The 18631-nt window shown below is 69.7% G+C and carries 16 protein-coding genes; 6 read left to right on the top strand and 10 right to left on the bottom strand.

Annotated elements, in window-relative coordinates:
* Positions 1-42: 42 nt before the first annotated feature.
* On the bottom strand, positions 43-2859 hold the full coding sequence (locus ACFWIW_RS24825) for an ATP-binding protein (RefSeq protein WP_378370631.1): 2817 nt from the start codon (positions 2857-2859) through the stop codon (positions 43-45).
* 384 nt (positions 2860-3243) lie between these two features.
* Between ACFWIW_RS24825 and ACFWIW_RS24820 the strand changes: the two genes are divergently transcribed.
* Together ACFWIW_RS24820 and ACFWIW_RS24815 are read left to right on the top strand one after the other, a co-directional pair.
* Positions 3244-3834 carry a papain-like cysteine protease family protein gene (locus ACFWIW_RS24820; RefSeq protein WP_378370630.1) on the top strand — a complete coding sequence of 197 codons (591 nt, stop codon included), beginning with the start codon at positions 3244-3246 and terminating at the stop codon, positions 3832-3834.
* A gap of 4 nt (positions 3835-3838) precedes the next feature.
* Positions 3839-4591: a hypothetical protein gene (locus ACFWIW_RS24815; protein ID WP_378370629.1), complete on the top strand. Its 753-nt coding sequence runs from the start codon at positions 3839-3841 to the stop codon at positions 4589-4591.
* Positions 4592-4658: 67 nt separating this feature from the next.
* Here the strand turns inward: ACFWIW_RS24815 and ACFWIW_RS24810 are convergent, their stop codons facing one another.
* The 3 genes from ACFWIW_RS24810 to ACFWIW_RS24800 are packed head-to-tail and all read right to left on the bottom strand — an operon-like array spanning position 4659 to position 7917.
* Positions 4659-6140, bottom strand: coding sequence for a flavin-containing monooxygenase (locus tag ACFWIW_RS24810; RefSeq protein ID WP_378370628.1), 1482 nt, complete (start codon positions 6138-6140; stop codon positions 4659-4661).
* On the bottom strand, positions 6137-6985 hold the full coding sequence (locus tag ACFWIW_RS24805; protein WP_378370627.1) for an SDR family oxidoreductase: 849 nt from the start codon (positions 6983-6985) through the stop codon (positions 6137-6139). The genes ACFWIW_RS24810 and ACFWIW_RS24805 overlap by 4 nt, the downstream gene beginning before the upstream one ends.
* A complete protein-coding gene (locus ACFWIW_RS24800) occupies positions 6982-7917 on the bottom strand; it encodes a patatin-like phospholipase family protein (RefSeq protein WP_378370626.1) in 936 nt (311 codons plus the stop codon). The genes ACFWIW_RS24805 and ACFWIW_RS24800 overlap by 4 nt, the downstream gene beginning before the upstream one ends.
* Positions 7918-7965: 48 nt before the next feature.
* Here ACFWIW_RS24800 and ACFWIW_RS24795 point away from each other — a divergent pair, with 48 nt between their 5' ends.
* Positions 7966-8598 (top strand): TetR/AcrR family transcriptional regulator, encoded by a 633-nt coding sequence (locus tag ACFWIW_RS24795; protein WP_378370625.1) that lies wholly within the window; start codon positions 7966-7968, stop codon positions 8596-8598.
* A 97-nt stretch (positions 8599-8695) separates the two neighbouring features.
* Here the strand turns inward: ACFWIW_RS24795 and ACFWIW_RS24790 are convergent, their stop codons facing one another.
* From ACFWIW_RS24790 to ACFWIW_RS24770, 5 genes are all read right to left on the bottom strand, one after another.
* A complete protein-coding gene (locus ACFWIW_RS24790; protein WP_378370624.1) occupies positions 8696-9640 on the bottom strand; it encodes a helix-turn-helix domain-containing protein in 945 nt (314 codons plus the stop codon).
* Positions 9641-9732: 92 nt separating this feature from the next.
* On the bottom strand, positions 9733-10545 hold the full coding sequence (locus ACFWIW_RS24785; RefSeq protein ID WP_378370700.1) for an HpcH/HpaI aldolase/citrate lyase family protein: 813 nt from the start codon (positions 10543-10545) through the stop codon (positions 9733-9735).
* A gap of 5 nt (positions 10546-10550) precedes the next feature.
* Positions 10551-11339 carry a mesaconyl-C4 CoA hydratase gene (locus ACFWIW_RS24780; protein ID WP_378370623.1) on the bottom strand — a complete coding sequence of 263 codons (789 nt, stop codon included), beginning with the start codon at positions 11337-11339 and terminating at the stop codon, positions 10551-10553.
* A complete protein-coding gene (locus ACFWIW_RS24775) occupies positions 11336-12490 on the bottom strand; it encodes a CaiB/BaiF CoA transferase family protein (protein ID WP_378370622.1) in 1155 nt (384 codons plus the stop codon). The genes ACFWIW_RS24780 and ACFWIW_RS24775 overlap by 4 nt, the downstream gene beginning before the upstream one ends.
* A gap of 17 nt (positions 12491-12507) precedes the next feature.
* Positions 12508-13656, bottom strand: a complete 1149-nt coding sequence (locus ACFWIW_RS24770) for an acyl-CoA dehydrogenase family protein (protein ID WP_378370621.1) — start codon at positions 13654-13656, stop codon at positions 12508-12510.
* Positions 13657-13742: 86 nt separating this feature from the next.
* Between ACFWIW_RS24770 and ACFWIW_RS24765 the strand changes: the two genes are divergently transcribed.
* The 3 genes from ACFWIW_RS24765 to ACFWIW_RS24755 all read left to right on the top strand — a co-directional run bounded on the left by ACFWIW_RS24765 (position 13743) and on the right by ACFWIW_RS24755 (position 16881).
* Positions 13743-14690 (top strand): LysR substrate-binding domain-containing protein, encoded by a 948-nt coding sequence (locus tag ACFWIW_RS24765; protein ID WP_378370620.1) that lies wholly within the window; start codon positions 13743-13745, stop codon positions 14688-14690.
* Entirely contained in the window at positions 14687-15469 is a 783-nt protein-coding gene (locus ACFWIW_RS24760) for an alpha/beta fold hydrolase (protein WP_378370619.1), read from the top strand. Before ACFWIW_RS24765 ends, ACFWIW_RS24760 begins: the two co-directional genes overlap by 4 nt.
* A gap of 101 nt (positions 15470-15570) precedes the next feature.
* The gene (locus ACFWIW_RS24755; protein WP_378370618.1) at positions 15571-16881 is read left to right on the top strand and encodes an MFS transporter; all 1311 of its coding nucleotides are present in this window, start codon (positions 15571-15573) and stop codon (positions 16879-16881) included.
* Positions 16882-18106: 1225 nt separating this feature from the next.
* Here the strand turns inward: ACFWIW_RS24755 and ACFWIW_RS24750 are convergent.
* On the bottom strand, positions 18107-18631 hold a 525-nt coding region (locus ACFWIW_RS24750; protein WP_378370617.1), incomplete at its 5' end, for an HNH endonuclease signature motif containing protein.

Here is an 18631-nt window from a genome sequence, read left to right as displayed (position 1 = left end):
GGTTTCTCATGTGATACCCAGCGAATCGGCGAATACGTGCCCTTAGGGAATGTCGCTGAGCAGATCAGCGGTCAGGACGGTACGCGAAGGCAACCCCAATTTGCGCAATGCCCGTCCGACGTGGATCTCGACCGTCCGCGGCGAAAGGAACAGCCGCTCCCCGATCTCCCGGTTCGTCAGGTTCTGGGCGGCGAGCCGGGCGACTTCGAGTTCCCTCGGGGACAACGCCTCGCCGTAACCCTTGCGGCCGCGCCGGGGCGTCTCCGGATCGCAGCGCCGCAACGAACGCCGGCAGCGGAGCGCGTCCACGGCGGCGCCGAGACTCGCGTACGTCGTCTCCGCGGTGGTGAAGGAAGCGACGGCACGCTCCCGCGCCCCGGCCTCGGAGAAGCAACCCGCCGCGAGTTCGTCGGCGTACGCCGCGAAATACGGGAGGGGCAGCGCTCCGTAGGCCTGCGCGGCGCCCAGCAGCAGATCACCGGCGGCGAGTGTCTCGCCACGCGCCTGCGTGAGCATGCCCCGGCACAGCAGCGCCGACGCGTTGGCGACCGGTGCGTCCTTCCCGTCGATGCCCTGCCGGTACTCCGCCAGCAGCTCCCGCGCCTCGACTTGCTGTCCCAGCCCGAGCATGGTGCGCACGGCGAACGGCATCAGTTCGGCCGCCCAGACCCAGTTGTTCTTGCGGCGCACGGTCTCCAGGCCGAATTCGGCCAGGCGCCGGGCGGCCTGCAGATCCTTGCCCGCCTGATGGACGGCCACCCGGCCCGCGTACGCCGAAGCCTGCACCGGGACACTGCCGGCGGAAAGCGCGAACGCGGCGTCGAAACTGCGCAAGGCCGCCGTCGGCCGGTGCTGCCCGTACTCGTACCAGCCGAGCACCAGCAGTGGCTCGGCCGCCAGTGAACCGTCCTTGTCGACGCGCGTCAGCATCGCGCGGGCCTTCTCCGCGACGGTCGCCCATTCCCCCATCGCGAGATCAAGGCGCAGTTCCGTACCGTCGGCGAGCGCGTCGAGATAGGGCTGGTGGTCGTCGCGGATCAGCCGCCGCGCCGTCTTGAGGTACACCCGCGCGACCGGGTAGTGCCCGTTCCACGCCACCGCGTCGGCGAGATTGATGTAGGTGCGGGCCACCTGGCGGCAGACCTCGGCCGACTCCGGAGCCCGCGGCAGATCCGCGATCTCCTGCCAGGCTTCCGGATCGGCGATCTGCATCCGCGCCGAAAGCCGGTTGGCGGCGATCGCGGCGAGCAACCCGGCGTCGTGCTCCCCCTTGCTGACCTGCTCGGCCTCGTCGAGCCAGCGGAGGTTCTCTTCGACCGGGACGGTCCCGATATGCGGCAGCGCCAAGGTGACCAGCCCCCTGGCGAGCAACGCCTGTCGCCTGCCGAGGTCCGCCGCGCCCAGTTCGATCTCGAGCCTGCCGGCTTCGACCTTGCCCACCTGGTTGATCAGCACCTGCCCGAGATGGACCCGGATCTCGCCCCGCGCGGCCTTGCTCAGCGGCCATTCGCGCAGGATCTCCCGCAGCAGCCGCACCGTGCCGGCGTGCGCGATACTGCGCGGCAGCTCCCTGCCGAGCCGGACGGCGAACGATTCGCGCGCGGTGCGCGGCAGATCCGTGTCCCGCAAGGCCGTTTCGAGCAGACGGCTCGCTTCCTCGGTCCGGCCGTCTTCGATGGCGTTGTCGACCGCGACCCCGGTCCACTGTGTCCACGCGGCGATGTCGCCCGCCAGCCGCGCGTGACGGGCGATGAGCGACGCGAAGGGTTCGGCGCCCGCGGAGAGCCGGGCGGCGGCGCGTCCGTGCATCGCGCACCGCTGAGGCCCGGGAAGCAGCGCGTAGACCGCTTCGGCGATCAGCGGGCTCCCCGAGACGTAGCGGCCGCGGCCGAGATCCCGCAGCAGTCCCGCTTCCACGGCTTCGGTGATCGCTCCGGAGACTTCCCCGGACGCCCCGGCGACCGCGCCCAGATCCGGCTCCCCGGCGGGCGAACCCAGCACCGCGGCCGCGCGGACGACGTCCTGTGCCGCGGGTCCGGTCGCCGCCATCAGCCCGGAAACCCGGCTCCGCACGATCGGCGGCACGGTCGCCGACACCAGCCTGTCGGCCGAAAGCGCTTCGGCCGTGTCTCCGACGTTCTGGAGCAACGCGGTCAGGTCGATGGCGATCCCGGACGTCCGCCGGTGCGCCGCTTCGGCGAAATCCGGCGCGCAGCGGCCGAAGGAGGCGTCCAGCAACGTCCGCACCTGGACGGCGGTGAACGCCCCGAGCGAGAGATGCGCGGCGGTCCCACGCAACGGCGGGAATCGCCGCGGCCCGCATCCCGCCGCGCTGACCACCACGCTCAGCGCCGCCGCCGGGGAGGCCGCGAGCCCGCGCAGGAACTCCCACGTGTCGTCGTCCGCGCAGTGGACGTCGTCGAGCACCAGCACCGCCGGACCACAGCCGCTCAGCACCTCCCGCACGGCACGGAACTCCTGCTGCCGGACGGTTTCGGCGTCCGCGTTCTCCGGGAAGGGTGGCAGCCACGGCGACCATTCGGGGACGAGCCGCCGCAGCACGCCGGTCGCCGGGGAGAAGCCCGCCGCGTGGGCGGCGGCCACGGCGGTCTTCCCGAGCAGCGCGTCGACCAGCGGCGCCAGCCGGGAAGGCCGCGAGAACGAACCGCATCGGGCGGACCAGACCACGCGCGAGGCGAGCACGGGATGGGCGGCCAGTTCTTCCAGCAGACGGCTCCGGCCCACCCCCGGTTCGCCCTCGACGACGGCGACCGACGGCGGGCGCGAGGCGACGCGCACCAGTTCGGCCAGTTCGGCGTCGCGGGCCACGAACACCGGTGCCGTACCGATCGTCGGCATGCTCGGGACCATACCGAGCGGACACCCGCCGAAAGGCGGGAACACGAACAGTGACCACGAGCCGCGCGCTTTCCGCTGGTCCACACCACCGGAGTCACGACCTCGCCGCGCTGTTAACTCGATCGGACGACGACGACCTGCGGTGACACCGACCCCCGCATCGCAATACGGACCCTTAGGTATTGCCGCGAACCTTGCCATGAGACCACCAGAGGGTGAATCTCAGACTGTTCGCAGTGCCCCTCTGTCACTTCGCCACAGCGCAACTCCCCCTGCTCGCGCCGGTCCGCCACCCGTTCGGGTAGCCGAAGTCCCCACCTGTCCCTTACGGGTGGCCGCCGCGCCTGCTTCGCGTTCGACCATCCAGTTAGGAGTGTTCCGACGGTGAAGACCTCGTTCAGGCGCGGGCTGGCCACGGCCTGCGCCGGTGTCGCCGCGCTGGTCGCCCTGCAGGCGCCCGCCACCGCGGCACCCGCCATCACGGCGGCCACCACGATCCCGATCAGGATGCAGGCACAGGAGAAGAGCAACTGGTGCTGGGACGCCAGTGGCAACACGATCGCCGCGTGGTGGGGGCACTCCCTCACCCAGACGAAGTTCTGCCAGATCGCGCACAACGAATCCGGTTCGGACTGCGCGAACAACCAGGGCTACCTGAGCGACCAGCAGCGGGTGTTCCGCTGGCTCGGGTTCAGCAACGTCGGCACCTACAGCTCGTCGGGCCAGACGTTGAGCTTCGCCTCGATCAAGAGCCAGGTCGACGCGCGGCAGCCGATCGGCACCCGGATCGGCTGGCGCAACGGCGGCGGCCATATGCACGTGCTCTACGGCTACGACAACACCAACGGCGCGACGACGGTGTACTACGGCGACCCGTGGGGATCGAGCCCCCGCTACAACCAGATGAGCTACAGCGCCTACCGGTCCAACAACTCGTTCACCTGGACCCACACCGTCTACGGGATCAAGGACTGAAACCATGAAGCGAACCTTCCTCGGCGCCACGATCCTCGCCCTCGGACTGTCACTGGCGCTCGGCGGCCAGTCCTCCGCCGCCGACGCCCCCAGCGGCGCGCCCACCGCCGCCGACCTCGCCGCGGTGTCCACAGTGGTCACCAGTGACGCGACCACCCAGCGCCTCGCCACGGCACAGTTCCCCGGCGCGGCCAAGGCGGACACGGCGATCGCGGCCAAGACCGCCAAGGCCGATCCGCGGACACCGGTGGCGGTGTACCAGCCGACCGCAGCCTTCATCGCCGGTACCTCGTCCGTCCCGGCCGAGCTCGCCTACGTCGCCACGCCCGCCACCCTGGGCAACGGCGACGCCGCCACCGTGTGGTCTCAGCGCGAGGGCTCGGGCTGGTCGGTCTACAACGTCGCCTCGGGCGACGTCGAAAAGCGCCTCGCGGCGCAGGTCGGCAAGGGCTATCTCCTGAGCGAACCTCAGGCGGGCGCCTGGTACGCCGTCGACGGGGACACCGTGACCGTTCTCGACGGCTCGTCGGTGGCGAAGACCGGCGAGAAGATGTCGCTCGCCGCCTACCGCGAAGGCCTGCAGAGCCGCTACGGCGACAAGCTGCCCGGCTCGACCTACGACCGCACCGGTGCCGCCGGTGGTTACGGTGCCGCCCCGGTGGGCGACACCGAGGTTCCGTGGTGGCCGTACGCGCTCGGCGCGCTCTTCCTCGCCGCCGCGGGCACGGCCGTCACGCTGCGGCTTCGCAAGCAGTAAGCACCAAGTGCCTCGTGAGTGGTAAGGACGGTTCTAACCGTCCTTACCACTCACGAGGCTTGACCGGCTAGGCGAAGGTGTAGTCCTCGATGGGGAAGTTCTGCGCCTCCTTGATGGCGTTCAGCGTGGAGGACGGCCGCAGCAGGGTCGCCTCCCCGTGCGGGTTGAAGTAGTAGCTGTTCGCCGGGGCGCAGTTCCCGAGTGTGAAGATCGAGTCGCCGAGACGTTCGGTCATCCGGTCGAGGAACGCGTCGTTGGCCTCCTGCGTGACCTCGAACTCCGTGGCGCCACGCCGCCGCATCGCGCCGAAGAGCCGGTCCATATGCCGCATCTGCGTCTCGATGGTGGTGAAATAGGACAGTCCCGAGTAGGAATACGGACTGTTGAGCGAGATGAAGTTGGGGAACTTCGGGATCGCGACGCCCTCGTAGGCCTGGAAACGGTTCTCCCGCCACCACTTCCCGAGATCCCGGCCGCCGCGCCCGATGATCTCGATCGCCGGGAAGTTCGCCTCCCACAGGTCGAATCCGGTCGCCAGCACCAGCACGTCGATATCCCGCCGCCGTCCGTCCGCGGTCTCGATCCCGCTCTTGTCGATCTTCGCGATGGACGTCGTCTCCAGATGCACGTGGTCCTTGGTGAAGGCCGGGTAGTACTCGTTGGAGAACGTCGGGCGCTTGCAGCCGAACGAATAGCGCGGCGTCAGTTCCGCGCGCAGCCCCGGATCCCGCACCTGACGGCGCAGATGCGCCTGGCACCACAGCTTGCCGAGCCGGTTCGCCATCGGAAGCTGCTTGTAGTGCAGCACCCCGGTGACCATCATCAGTTCCAGCAGCGCGGTCCCGGTCAGCCGGGCGGCCCGCTGGGTGACCGGGAGCGCGGCGAACGCGCGCCGGACCGCCTTGGGTACAGGGAAGTCCAGTTTGGGACTCACCCAGATCGGGGTCCGCTGGTACACGGTGAGTTCCCGCGCGATCTTCGCGATCTCGGGGATCAGCTGGACCGCGGTCGCGCCGGTGCCGATCACCGCGGCCCGTTTGCCCGCGAGGTCGTACTCGTCGTCCCAGGCGGTGGTGTGGATGACCTTGCCGCCGAAGGTGCCGATCCCGGCGATGTCGGGTTTCTTCGGCTGGGAAAGGAATCCCGTGGCGGTGAGGAGGTACTTGGCGGTGACCGGGTCGCCGTCGGCGAGCGAGACCTTCCAGTGCGCGTCCGCCTCGTCCCACACCGCGCCGGTGACCACCGAGCCGAAGCGCATGTAGCGCCGCAGCCGGTATTTGTCCGCGACGTGCTCCGCGTACCGCTTGAGTTCCGCGCCCGGCGCGAAGAGACGCGACCAATGCGGATTCGGCTCGAACGAGTAGGAGTAGGTGGCCGACGGGATGTCGACGGCCAGCCCGGGATAGCGGTTCACATGCCAGGTGCCGCCGAGATCGGCTTCGCGTTCGAGGATGAGCAGGTTGTCGTAGCCGAGCCGGTTGAGCTGGATCGCCGCGCCCATCCCGCCGAAACCGGCGCCCACGACGACGGCGTCGTATTGCGTGGTCATGCGTTTTCCTCCCGGTGGGTGTCCTGGTCGAGGCGGGCGCGGTAGCCGTTCCGCTCGGGTGAATCGGGGCGCAGGGCGCGGTCGTCCCGCACCAGACGGCGGAACGCGTTGAGCGCCGGTTCGGGGGTCACCGCCGCGAGGGTCGCGAGCGCGCCCACGTAGCCGGGCACGGCGATCTCGGCGGCCCGGGTGCGGACGGAATCCACGACGGCGTCGGCGATCCGGCCCGGTTTCACCTTCGGGATCGGCCGCATGTCGAGCCCGGAGGCGAGCGCGGTGTCGACCGCCGACGGCAGCACGGCGGAGACGCTCACGCCGTGCGGCGCGTACTCCAGGCGGGTCGCCGCGGTCAGGCCGACGACGGCGAACTTGCTGGCGTTGTAGATCGCCAGCCCTTTCACCGGGAACTTCCCGGCCAGCGAAGCGACGTTGACGATATGCCCGCGCCCGCGTTCCAGCATGCCGGGCAAAGCCAGCCGCATACCGTGGACGACGCCGAAGACGTTGACCTCCATGGTCGCCCGGTTCAGCGCGTCGGAAAGATCGAGGAAGCCGCCGTTCGGCATGATCCCGGCGTTGTTGACGAGCACCGAGAGCGGTCCGTTCGCCTGTTCGGCCTCGCGGAGGAACGCGGCGAACGACGCCTGATCGGCGACGTCCAGGTGATGCGCGGTGCCGCCGATACCGGCGGCTGCCTGTTTCGCGGCTTCGAGGTCGAGGTCACCGATGGAGACGCGCGCGCCGAGGGCGGCCATGCGTTCCGCGGTCGCGCGGCCGATGCCCTGCCCCGCGCCGGTGATCGCCACGTGCGCGCGGGCCAGGTCGAGCTCCGGGTACTTGGTCATGCGCGTACTCCCGCTCGTTCGAAGGCTTCGGCGACCAGGCCGGGCGCCGTCCTCGACGCCGTGGCGAGCACCTGCTCCCGCCGCCGTCCGTCCATGAAGTTCGCGCCCATCGCGGCGAGATCGGCCGGACCCGGCTCGATCCGCACCACCCGGACGCCGGCCGCGCGCAGCCGCCGCACCTCGTCGTCGACCCGCCTGGTCATCGCCGTCCGCAACAGGCGTTCCAGCCGGGCCGCACCGCGCGCCGGAGCGCCGCCTTCGCTGCTCATCGGCGCGATCAGCACGACCTCGCCGACGTCGTGACCGAGCAGGAGATCGGCCGACGTCGGGGAGACCGTGCCGCCGTCGACGAGCGGCCGTCCGTCCACAACGGACGGTGGGAACCAGCCGGGGATCGCCCACGACGCGGCGATCGCCTCGCCGAGCCGGGCAGGCGGCGCGTCCGGGGAGCCGAGCGCGATCCGCTGTCCCCTCAGGTCGGCGGCCATCAGCCAGGTCGCGGGGTGCGGGACCCAGCCGCCGGGCGCCAGTGCGTCCCCGAGTTCGCGCAGCCAGCCGGCGTCTCCCCTGCCCCGGGGCAGAAGACCGGCGAGACCGGCGAGCGTGTCGACGTCCCGCCGCAACGCGGCCCTGGCCAATCCGGTCGACGGCCAGCGCGGAGACGGCACCGGCGGGAGCCTGCCCGGCACCCGGCGGACGTGCTCCGCGACGACGGCGTCACCACCGGGCGCGCCCGCCACCGCGTCGAGGATCGCCTTCGCCGGGATTCCCGCTCCGAGCATGGCCACCGCTTCGGCCCCCGCCGACGTGCCGACCAGGACGTCCGCCTCGCGGGGATCCCAGCCGAGCACGTCGAGGACCGCGGCCGTCCAGGCGAACCCGAGGGTCCCGCCGCAGCCGAGCACCAGCGCCCTCGCGGAATGACGTGTCATTTCCGGAACGGTATGTCATTCGAACGCCTCAGGCAATAAGCTGGCCGGATGACGACGGAGATCCCGGTCAGCAGGGCCGCACGGAAGAAGCAGGAACTACGGCGCGAGATCGTGGAGACCGCGTTCGACTGCTTCGCCGAACGGGGCTACCACGCGACCGGGATCGCCGACATCGCCGCCCGGCTGGGCATCGGGCACGGCACCTTCTACCGGTACTTCCAGAACAAACGGGACATCGTCGACCACGTCATCACGGACCTGGTCGAGAAGGTGGTCGGCGCGCTGGCCGCGGACAACGCGCCGGACGCGGTAAACAGCCTGGCCGAATACCGCAAGCAGAGCGCGCGGATCGGCGACGCGCTCGCCCGGATCTTCGGCAGCGACCCGCGGATGGCCCGGTTCCTGCTGCTCGAAGCGGCGGGCATCGACGCCGAAATGCGGGAACGGGTGCTGGACTTCCACGAGACCGCCGCCGAGCTGACCGCGGGCTATCTGCACCACGGCGTCCGCCTCGGGTATCTGCACGAGGACCTGGACGTGGACTCCACCGCCCGCGCGATCAACGGGATGATCCTCGCGTCGATCCTGTCCGAACTGCGCGATCCCTCACCGGAACGGCAGGCCGCGATGAGCCGGGCGGTCCGCCGGGTGATGTACGACGGGATCGCGGCGCACCAGTAGGCGGGGTCCGGGCGGTACTGGTGCCACACTCATGGAACAGGGTCCGGACAGCCGGGTCTAGCGGCGAAAACGCAGACCCGCACCGACGAAAACGAACTCAGCGGTCCCGCAGGGTGCGGCTGGGCGGCTCGCCGAACGCCGCGCGGTACTGCGCGCTGAACCGGCTGCCGTCCAGGAAACCCCATCTCGCCGCGACACCCGTCACCGTCGTGCCGTCGCCGGGTGCGGCGGCTCGGAGGTCCGCTCTGGCCAGATCGAGCCGGACCCGCCGCAGATAGGCCATGGGTGTGGTGTCCAGATGCCGCCGGAACGCCAGTTGCAGTGCGCGCACCGAGACCCGGCAGGCGCGGGCGATGTCGGCGACACCGAGATCGAGGTCCGGATTCGCCTCCAGGAAGGCGATCCCGCGGCGCACCGTGTCCGGAAGGGCGTCCCTGCGGTCGGACGGCCGGTCTTCGCCCGCGCCCGTGGTGAAGGTGTCGAGTGCCATGGCCGCCATCAGCCTGCCCGCCGCGCCGAGCACCAGCGGGCCGTTCTCCACCCCCGGCTCGGTGAACAAGGTGGTCATGTACCCGACGGTCCGGCACCACCGCCGCGCCTTCTCGGGACTCACGGGCTCGTAGCGCAACCGCTCGATCACCTCGCCGTCCTGCAGCCCGTCGAACAGCGAGAGGTCGATCCCGGTGATCTGCAGGCGCGTGCCGTGCAGTCCCGTCCGGTACTCGCGACCGGGATGCGGGCCGGCGAACACGTCTCCCGGACCGAGCCTGCGATCGTTGACCCCGTCGTCGAGTTCCTGCTCGCCGTCCAGCACCCGCAGCAGCACCATCCTGCCCAGCGGCTGGACGACGACCTCCGTGGTCAGCGTGTTGTGCAGGGAGTCGAAATGCACTTCGCCGAGATCACAGCGATTGTGCTCGAAACGGTAGCTTTCGGCACTGCCGCGGACCCGCAGGCGATTGTCGCGGTAGGTCTCGGCGAGCAGGGCACAAGCCTGTTCCGGATCGGTGGTCGCGAATTCCGTCACCTTCGGTTCGTGCATCGGACCACGCCTCCTTTCCGTTCGCGCGTAACGAAAAGTCCGCCCGCCGGAACGCTACCGCCGCTCCAGGGGCGCTACCAGGCCCATCGGCGTCATCCGGCTGGTCGGAATGGCTCACCCGCGCGCTGGAGGATCGACCTCGCCCTGGCTTCGACCGGTTTGTCGATCATCTGGCCGCCGGCCACGGCCACCGAGCCGTCGCCCACCAGGGCGGCGATGCTTCTCGCCCACTCGATTTCGCTCGCCGCCGGGGCCAGTCCACGATCGGCGACCGCGACCTGGCGCGGGTGCACGCAGAGTTTCCCGGTGAAGCCGAGGGTCCTGGCGTGTTCGAGGTCGGCGGTGAGCGCGGCTTCGTCGTCGAGTGCCGTGGTGACGCCGTCGATCGGGGCCGCCCGGCCCGCGGCCGCCGCGGCGACGACGAGCGCGGACCGCGCGTACCGCAACGCCTCGTGCGACCGGTGGTCGACACCGAGCTGCGCGGCCAGGTCGACACTGCCGAAAGCGGGCCGCACCACCGCGTCCGCGCCGCAGACGGCCACCGCGTTCGCGATCCCGGCCGCCGTCTCCACCAGCGGCACGATCGGGACCCCCGGCAGCCGTCCGGCGAGGGAATCGATCTCGGCGGGATCCTCGGCCTTGGGCGGCATCACCGCGAGCGCACGGCCGATGGCCGCGACGTCGTCGTGGTACCAAACGGTTCCGGCGGCATTGATCCGGACGATCGCCTGATGACCTTCGTCCAGCCACGCCCGGACGTGTTCGCGGGCGGCCTCCTTCCGCTCGGGCGCGACGGCGTCCTCCAGGTCGAGGATCACGACGTCGGCACCGCTCGCCGCCGCCTTGGCGAACCGGTCCGGCCGGTGACCGGGGACGAACAGGAAGGTCTTGGCGCCGCTCAGGATTTCGTTCACTGGTCGAGGCTCCGCACCGTCCCGGTCGCCGTCCGCCGTCCGTGACGATCGCGTACGGAGGTGACGCCCTCGCCCGCCCGGACGATCATGCCCTGATGATCGAACAGGGGCGAGACGAGGCGGTAGTCGAAGGCCAGTCGGCCGGAGCTCCCCCGCCGCCGGGCGGCCTCGGCCATCGCGAGCGCCTGCAACGGGCCGTGGGTGAGCAGCCCCGGATAGCCCTCGACATCGCGGGCGTAGTCGCGGTCGTAGTGGATGCGGTGGGCGTTGTAGGTCAGCGCAGAGAAGCGGAACAGCAGGGTCGGCGAGACGTCGATCGCCCATTCGTCCTCCGCTGGCGGCACTTCCGGCTGTTCGGCGGCCGTCTCGGCCCGGCCGGAAGCGGCGTCGCGGTAGACGATGTCCTGCTCCTCTTCGACCACGACTTCGCCGTCCTGAACGATCTTGTGGCCGGTCACGACGAAGGTCAGCCGTCCGGTGCGGCCCTGTTTTTCCTGTGTGGAAAGCACTTCCGTATGCCGTTCGGCGGGCAGCCCGCACCGCAACGGCCCCAGCGTCCGCACTCGCCCGCCTGCCCACATCCGGCGGCGACCCGGCTCCGGTGGCGCGGGGATCACGCCACGGACCGGATGGCCGTCCGGTCCCAGATCGGCCTGCGCGGGCCGGTCGAGCAGGTAGAACCAGTGCCACAGCAGGGGCAGGCCGTCGCGGTCCAGATCCGGTAGGCCGACGTCGAGCAGCGAGGCCAGCGCCTCCGCGGGGCCGGGCTGCAGGATCTCCTTCACGTTCGCACCTCCTGCCGGGCACCGAACTCGGCCCGGATCGACTCGTTGTGCGCTCCCAGCGCGGGCACCGGCCCCATCGCCGGTTCGCGGCCGTCGACCTCGACCGGCGGGAGCAGCGCCTCCAGCGGGCCCGCCGGGGTTTCCACCGCACGCCACCGGTTCCGCGCGGTCAGCTGCGGATGCCGGGTGAACTGCTCGGGCGTCCGCAAGCGGGCATTGGCGATCCCGGCCCGCTCCAGCAGGTCCCCGACCTCGTCCGCGGTCAGGCCGCTGAAGGTCTCTTCCAGGATCTCGGTGAGCTCGCCGTCGTTGCCCACGCGGTCGTCGTTGGTGCGGAAACGCGGATCTCCGGCGAGTTCGGGGCGCGCCAGGACGTCCCGGCAGAGCACGACCCACTCCCGTTCACTTTGGACACTCAGGAAGACCTTGTCGTCACCGGTGCGGAACGGCCCGTACGGCGAGATCGACGGATGCGCCGCCGCCGTGCGCCTCGGTGGTTCCTGGCCGTAGCGGGAGAAATAGGCGGGCTGGCTCATCCATTCGCCGAGCGAATCGATCATCGCGACGTGCAGGCTGGCCCCCTCGCCGGTGCGCTCGCGCTCGTACAGCGCGGTGAGGATGCCACTGTAGGCGTACATCCCGGTGGCGATGTCGGCGATCGAGATCCCCGCCTTGGCCGGGGTCTCCGGCGTTCCGGTGGACATCACGAGCCCGGTTTCGCACTGCACCAGCAGATCGTAGGCCTTCTTCGTCCGATATGGACCCTCCGGACCGTAGCCCGAGACCGAACAGTGGATCAGCTCAGGACGTTCCGCGCGCAGCGTCCCGGCGTCGAGGCCGAGCCGTTCCACCGCTCCCGGGGCGAGGTTCTGCAGGAAGACGTCCGCCCGGCCGATCATCGCGCCGAGCAGCGCCCGGTCCTCCGGATCCTTGATGTCGAGTTCGACGCTCTCCTTGCCCCGGTTGAGCCAGACGAAGTAGCTCGATTGCCCGTGCACGGTCCGGTCGTAGTCGCGGGCGAAGTCGCCGACGCCGCGGCGTTCGATCTTGATCACGCGCGCGCCGAGGTCGGCGAGCTGGCGTGAGGCGAAAGGCGCGGCGACCGCCTGTTCCAGCGCGACGACGGTGATTCCCTCGAGTGGTTGGCGCATGAAGCCTTCCTCGGTGTTCAGGACGGGATGCGGTGCCGTTCGATCAGCTGGCGTGCGATCACGCCGCGCTGGATCTCGTTGGTGCCCTCGCCGACGATCATCAAAGGGGCATCGCGGAAGTACCGCTCGACGTCGTACTCCGTCGAATAGCCGTAGCCGCCGTGGATGCGGACCGCGTCGAGCGCGATCTCCATCGCGGCCTCGGAGGCGAACAGTTTCGCCATCCCGGCCTCCAGATCCGCGCGTTCGCCCGAGTCGTAGCGGCGCGCCGCGTGGTGCACCAGCTGGCGCGCGGCCTCGAGTTTGGTCGCCATGTCCGCGAGATGGTTGCCGACCGACTGGTGCCGCCAGATCGGCTTGCCGAAGCTCTCGCGTTCCTGGGCGTAGCGCAGGGAATCCTCGAGCGCGGCCCGCCCGACGCCGAGTGCCCGGGCGGCGACCTGGATCCGGCCGATCTCCAGGCCCCGCATCATCTGCGCGAAACCGCGCCCCTCCACTCCACCGAGCAACGCCGTCGCCGGTGCGCGGAAATCATCGAAGGACAGTTCACAGCTCTCGACGCCCTTGTAGCCGAGCTTGGGCAGATCCCGCGAGACCTCGAAACCGGGTCCCTTCTCCACCAGCAGGACGGAGATCCCCTTGTGCGCGGGTTCGGCGGCGGGGTCGGTCTTGCACAGCAGCGCGACCAGCCGGGACCGGCGCGCGTTGGTGATCCAGGTCTTGCTGCCGTTGATCACGTACTCGTCGCCCTCGCGGCGCGCGGTGGTGCGGAGTGCCTGCAGATCCGAGCCGCCACCGGGTTCGGTGAGCGCCATCGTCGCGCGGATCTCGCCCGTCGCCATCCTCGGCAGGTAGGTGTCCTTCTGCTCCTGTGTGCCATACGTGGCAAGGAGTTTCGCGACGACGGTGTGGCCGCCCATCGCGCCGGCGAGGCTCATCCAGCCGCGCGCGAGCTCTTCCGTCACCGACGCGTAGCACTGGGCGGAGACCTGGGTCTCGCCCCACGGCTCGGGCACGGCCAGCCCGAACACGCCCATCGCCTTCATCTTCTCGATGAGCTCGCCGGGATAGGTGTTCGCGTGGTCGAGCTCCCGGGCGACGGGCCGGACCTCGCGATCCACGAACTCGGCCACGAGGGCGACGATCTCGGTCTCTTCCTCGGTCATGTGGTTATCATGAGCGATGATGAGACGGTATGTGAAATACCGAATCATGATAGCCGCATACCGGTCCGCGATGTGAAAGGACGACGGTGGACTTCAAGCAGCTCAAGGCGTTGGTGACGGTCGCCGAGGTCGGCAGCGTGACCCGCGCGGCCGAGCTGCTGCACCTGGTCCAGCCCGCGGTCACCCGGCAGATCCGCACCTTGGAACAGGAACTCGGGGTGCCGTTGTTCGAGCGGACCCGCCACGGAATGCGCCCGACCGAGGCGGGCGCGACGCTCGTCGAACGGGCACGACGGGCACTCACCGAACTCGACCGGGCCCGGGCGGAGCTGGCCCCGAAACCCGGGGTGGTCACCGGGATCGTCACGGTCGGCCTGCTGGAGAGCGCCGCCGAACGGCTCGCCGCGCCGCTGACCACGGCTGTGCTGCGTGAGCATCCGGGGATCGAATTGCGGCTGCTCACCGCGTACTCCGGGCATCTCCAACGGTGGATCGACGACGGTGACGTCGATCTGAGCCTGCTCTACAACCTGACCAGTACGCCGTCGCTCAACGTCCGCCCGCTGGTCCGCGAACGGCTCTGGGCGGTCGCTCCCCCGTCGGCCGGGCTCGATCCCGCGCGGCCGGTCCCGTTCGCCGAGGTCGCCGCGCATCCGCTGGTCATGCCGTCCGAGGGACACGCGTTGCGCACCCTCATCGACGGCGCGGCCCGTGAGGCCGGCACGGAAGCGGAGGTCACCGTGCAGACCAACGCCATGACCTTGCAGAAACGCCTCGTGCTCGGCGGGCACGGCTGGACGATCCTGCCCGGCATCGGTATCGCGGCGGACGTCGCCGACGGCGCGCTGAGCGCGGCTCCGGTATGCGAACCGGAGATCTGGCGGACCGTCGTCCTCGGCACGCCGAGGACGGGACGCGTCACGCCCGCCGTCGACGCCGTCGCCCGGGCATTGGTCCGGCAGATCCACCACACCGTGAGCGAGGGCGAGTGGCCCTCGGCGCGGCTCTGGGAAGACCGAACAGGAGAAGAATGAGCACGCTCCCCCGCACCGGCCACGTCGTCGCCGACGACGGCACGCGGCTGGCCTACCAGTGGCATGGCACGGGAAGGCCGCTCGTCCTGCTGGCCGGGCAGGCGAACGACCACACGTGGTGGGACCGCACGCGCGGGGACTTCCCGAGCACGATCACCATGGACTATCGCGGCACCGGCGCCAGTGACGCACCCGATTCCGCCTACTCCACAACGGGTTTCGCGGACGATGTGATCGCGGTGCTCGACGGCCTCGGGGTCGGCGAGGCCGATGTCTACGGCACCTCGATGGGCGGGCGCGTCGCGCAGTGGGTCGCCGCGCGGTATCCCGATCGCGTGCGGCGGCTGGTTCTCGGCTGCACCACGCCGGGCGGCACGCACGGTGTCGAGCGATCGAACGACGTGCGGCTGGCCCTGGCGCGGCGATCTTCGGTGGAGGCGCGAGAGACGCTTGAAGACCTGATGTACACGCCCGCTTGGCGAGCGGCCAATCCCGGCCCGTACCGGGTGCTGGGCGCGCACGGCATGCCGCCACACGCGGTGCGCGGGCATCTCGTCGCGAGCAACACCCACGACGCCTGGGACGCGCTTCCGGAGATCACGGCGCCCACCCTGGTCCTGCACGGCGACGACGATCTGCTCGCACCGGTGGCGAACGCGCCGTTGCTGACCGACCGGATTCCCGACGCGCGGATGCATCTTTTCGCCGGGGCACGGCACGCCTACTTCGACGAGTGCCGTCCCGAATCGAGCGACCTGGTGAGCGACTTCCTCGGGTAGACCATGCCGGCCGGGTATGTGTCCATCGCGGATTTCTATTTCTCAACCGCAGGGATCACAGCTCATGATGGTCGGCAATTCCCGGAGCGAAGGAGCTTCCCTTGCCGCACAAGAAGCCCGGCGTCGTCGCGAACGTGGTGCGCGGCTGCCTCGGAAACCTGGTCGAGTGGTACGACTGGTTCGTCTACGCGTCCTTCAGCATCTACTTCGCGGCCAGTTTCTTCCCCGAGGGGAACCTGACGGCGCAGTTGCTTTCGACGGCCGTCGTGTTCGCCGTCGGGTTCCTGATGCGTCCGCTCGGCGGCTGGCTCCTGGGCCTCTACGCGGACAGGTTCGGCCGCCGGGCGGCGCTGACGCTGTCCGTGACGCTGATGAGCTTCGGCTCGCTGGCCATCGCGCTCACGCCGGGCTATTCGTCGATCGGCATCCTCGCGCCCGTGATTCTGGTGGTCGCCCGGCTCGCGCAGGGTCTCTCGGTGGGCGGCGAATTCGGTTCGAGCGCGACCTACCTGTCCGAGATCGCCACTCCGCGGCGACGCGGGTTCTACTCGAGCTTCCAGTACGTCTCGATCACCGTCGGGCAGCTCTCGGCGCTGCTGGTGATGATCGTGATGCAGTCGCTGCTCACCGAAGCGCAGATGTACGCGTGGGGCTGGCGGATCCCGTTCGTGCTCGGCGCGATCGCCGGGCTCGTGGTGATGTACCTCCGCCGGAACATGGTGGAATCGGAACACTTCCAGCGCTCATCCGCCGCCGGTTCGCCGCCTGGCGGCTTGCGGGTCCTGCTGCGCGAACACCGCCGCCAGGTCCTCGCCGTCCTCGGTCTCGCCATCGGCGGGACGGTGGCGTTCTACACCTTCACCAGCTATCTGCAGAAGTACATGGTGAACACCGCCGGGATCCCCAAGCCGACCGCTTCGCTCATCGGTTTCGCCGCCCTGTTCCTGTTCATCTTCATGCAGCCGGTCGCCGGCGCCCTTTCCGACCGCTGGGGTCGTCGCCCGGTCATGTTCGGCTTCTCCGTCGGCGGCATGCTCCTGACCGTGCCGATCATGACGCTCGTGGGGCGGACGGCGAATCCGTGGATCGCCTTCCTGCTCATGATCACCGCCATGGTGTTCCTCAGCGGCTACACGGCCTTGTCGGCCATCATCAAGGCGGAAATGTTCCCCACCAACGTCCGCGCGCTCGGCGTCGGCCTGCCACACGCCCTGGCGACCGCGGTGTTCGGCGGGCTTTCGGAGCCGATCGCGCTGGCTTTGAAACAGGCGGGGCACGAGAGCGTGTTCTTCTGGTGGGTCACCGGGTGCATCGGGCTGACCTTCGTGGCGACTTTGGTGGTGCGGGAGCCTTCGCGTGACTCGTCCTTGGAGGCCGGAGTGCGGCCCGTCCGGGATTCTGTTGTGCGGTAAGGCTTGTGTCGTATGGGCTGACGCCCGGCTGTCGCCGAATTTCGGCAATGCGGGATATTTCGAGAGCGGGCAGGCAGCAGCGGTCACCGGCGCCCGGGCCCGCTTGGTTGCCGGATTTCGACGACGGATGTGCCCCTGACGAATAGTGGCCGCGTGACGACGTCCTCGACATCGAGCGGTGGTCGTCTTCCGGCGACAGCGGCACCTGATGACTCGGCCCACGCCTGAACCATTGCCGATTTCCGGCAACACACCTGCGAACTTGTCGAGGGGAAGGGGCGCCGCACACCGATCGAACATCTGATTGGGGTCACGATGTCCGGTTCACCGGGGCGGGCGAAAGCTCCTTTCGTCGCATCAGACTCGGCTCGGCGAAGAGAATCTTCAGCCCACCGCTGCCTCGCCCGCGACGTTTGCCTCACCCCTCGCGTTCCCGGCGACGGCTCGGAACGGTGGCTCGCCGGCGCGAGGCTCGCTGTCGTTACTCTGGACCGGCGAGCTCGGTTTCGTTACTCCAGACCGGCCAGCTCGATATCGGGCCGGAGTTGCCCTGTGATCAGGACCTCGCGTGAAGCCCGCTCCCACGCGTTCTCCGGCCACACCCATACCGATCGGCGACCTCACAGCGTCGTTGCCGATTTCCGGCGACAGCTCAGAACGGTGGCGGCTCGTCGGCGCGAGGCCCGCCAACTCCGGACCGGCCAGCTCGATATCGGACTGGGGTTGCCGCACGATCAGGACCACGAGTGAAGCCGCTCCCACGCAGCCACGCGATCACCGGCCACACAGCCTTGCCGATCGGCGAACTCACAGCATCGTCGCCATTTCCCAGCGACAGCTCAAAACGGTGGCTCGTTGGCGCGAGGCCCGCTGTCGTAGCTCTGGACGGGCCAAGCCCGATACCGGACCAGGCTTGCCGCACGATCAGGACCACGAGTGAAGCCGCTCTCGCACAGCCACGCGGTTCTCCTCATTCTCCGGCCACACCCATACCGATCGGCGAACTCACAGCATCGTCGCCATTTCCCAGCGACAGCTCAGAACGGTGGCGGCTCGTCGGCGCGAGGTCCGCTAACTCCAGACCGACCAGCCCGATATCGGACCGGGCTCGCCCCACGATCAGGACCTCGCGTGAAGCCCGCTCCCACACAGCCGCGCAATCCCCGGCCACACAGCCATACCGATCGACAGACTCCCAGCATCGTCGCCATTTCCCGGCGACAGCTCAGAACGGCGGTGGCTCCTCAGCGCGAGGCTGATGCAGTGGTGGGGGTGTGCTGTCGTGTCGTTGTCCGGTGGGTGTGGTGATGGTGAGGGTGCCGCCCGAGCTCAGTTGGTAGTTCCAGCCGGGTTCGTCTTTCAGGCGGTGGTCGCGGCGACACAAGTCGACCAGCTCGGTATCCGCGGTATGGCCACCGTGCTGCCACGGCAGCGAATGATCGAGGTCGCAGGCTTGGGCGGGGCGGTGGCAGCCGGGTCTTCGGCACTCACGATCCCGCACCCGCACGAACTCGTCCAACCCGGCGGTGGGCCGGTACCGGTTGCGGCCGAGATCCAGAACCTGCCCGGAGAGGGGGTCGGTGATGATCCGCCGCAGCACGGTGTTCGGCCCGCTGGCGATGTGCCGGGCCAGCGGCGCCGGGATATGCCCGTGTCCGGCCATCTCGGCGGGATCGTCGTTGAGCCCGAGGTAGGTGTTCAGATCCATGTAGAGGAACACCTCAGACCGCTCACTCTTCCCGCCCTGGCC

Origin of the sequence: Amycolatopsis sp. NPDC058340, from assembly GCF_042723975.1 — a bacterium.
Lineage (GTDB): Bacteria > Actinomycetota > Actinomycetes > Mycobacteriales > Pseudonocardiaceae > Amycolatopsis.
This window is presented reverse-complemented; position numbering and strand designations above follow the sequence as displayed.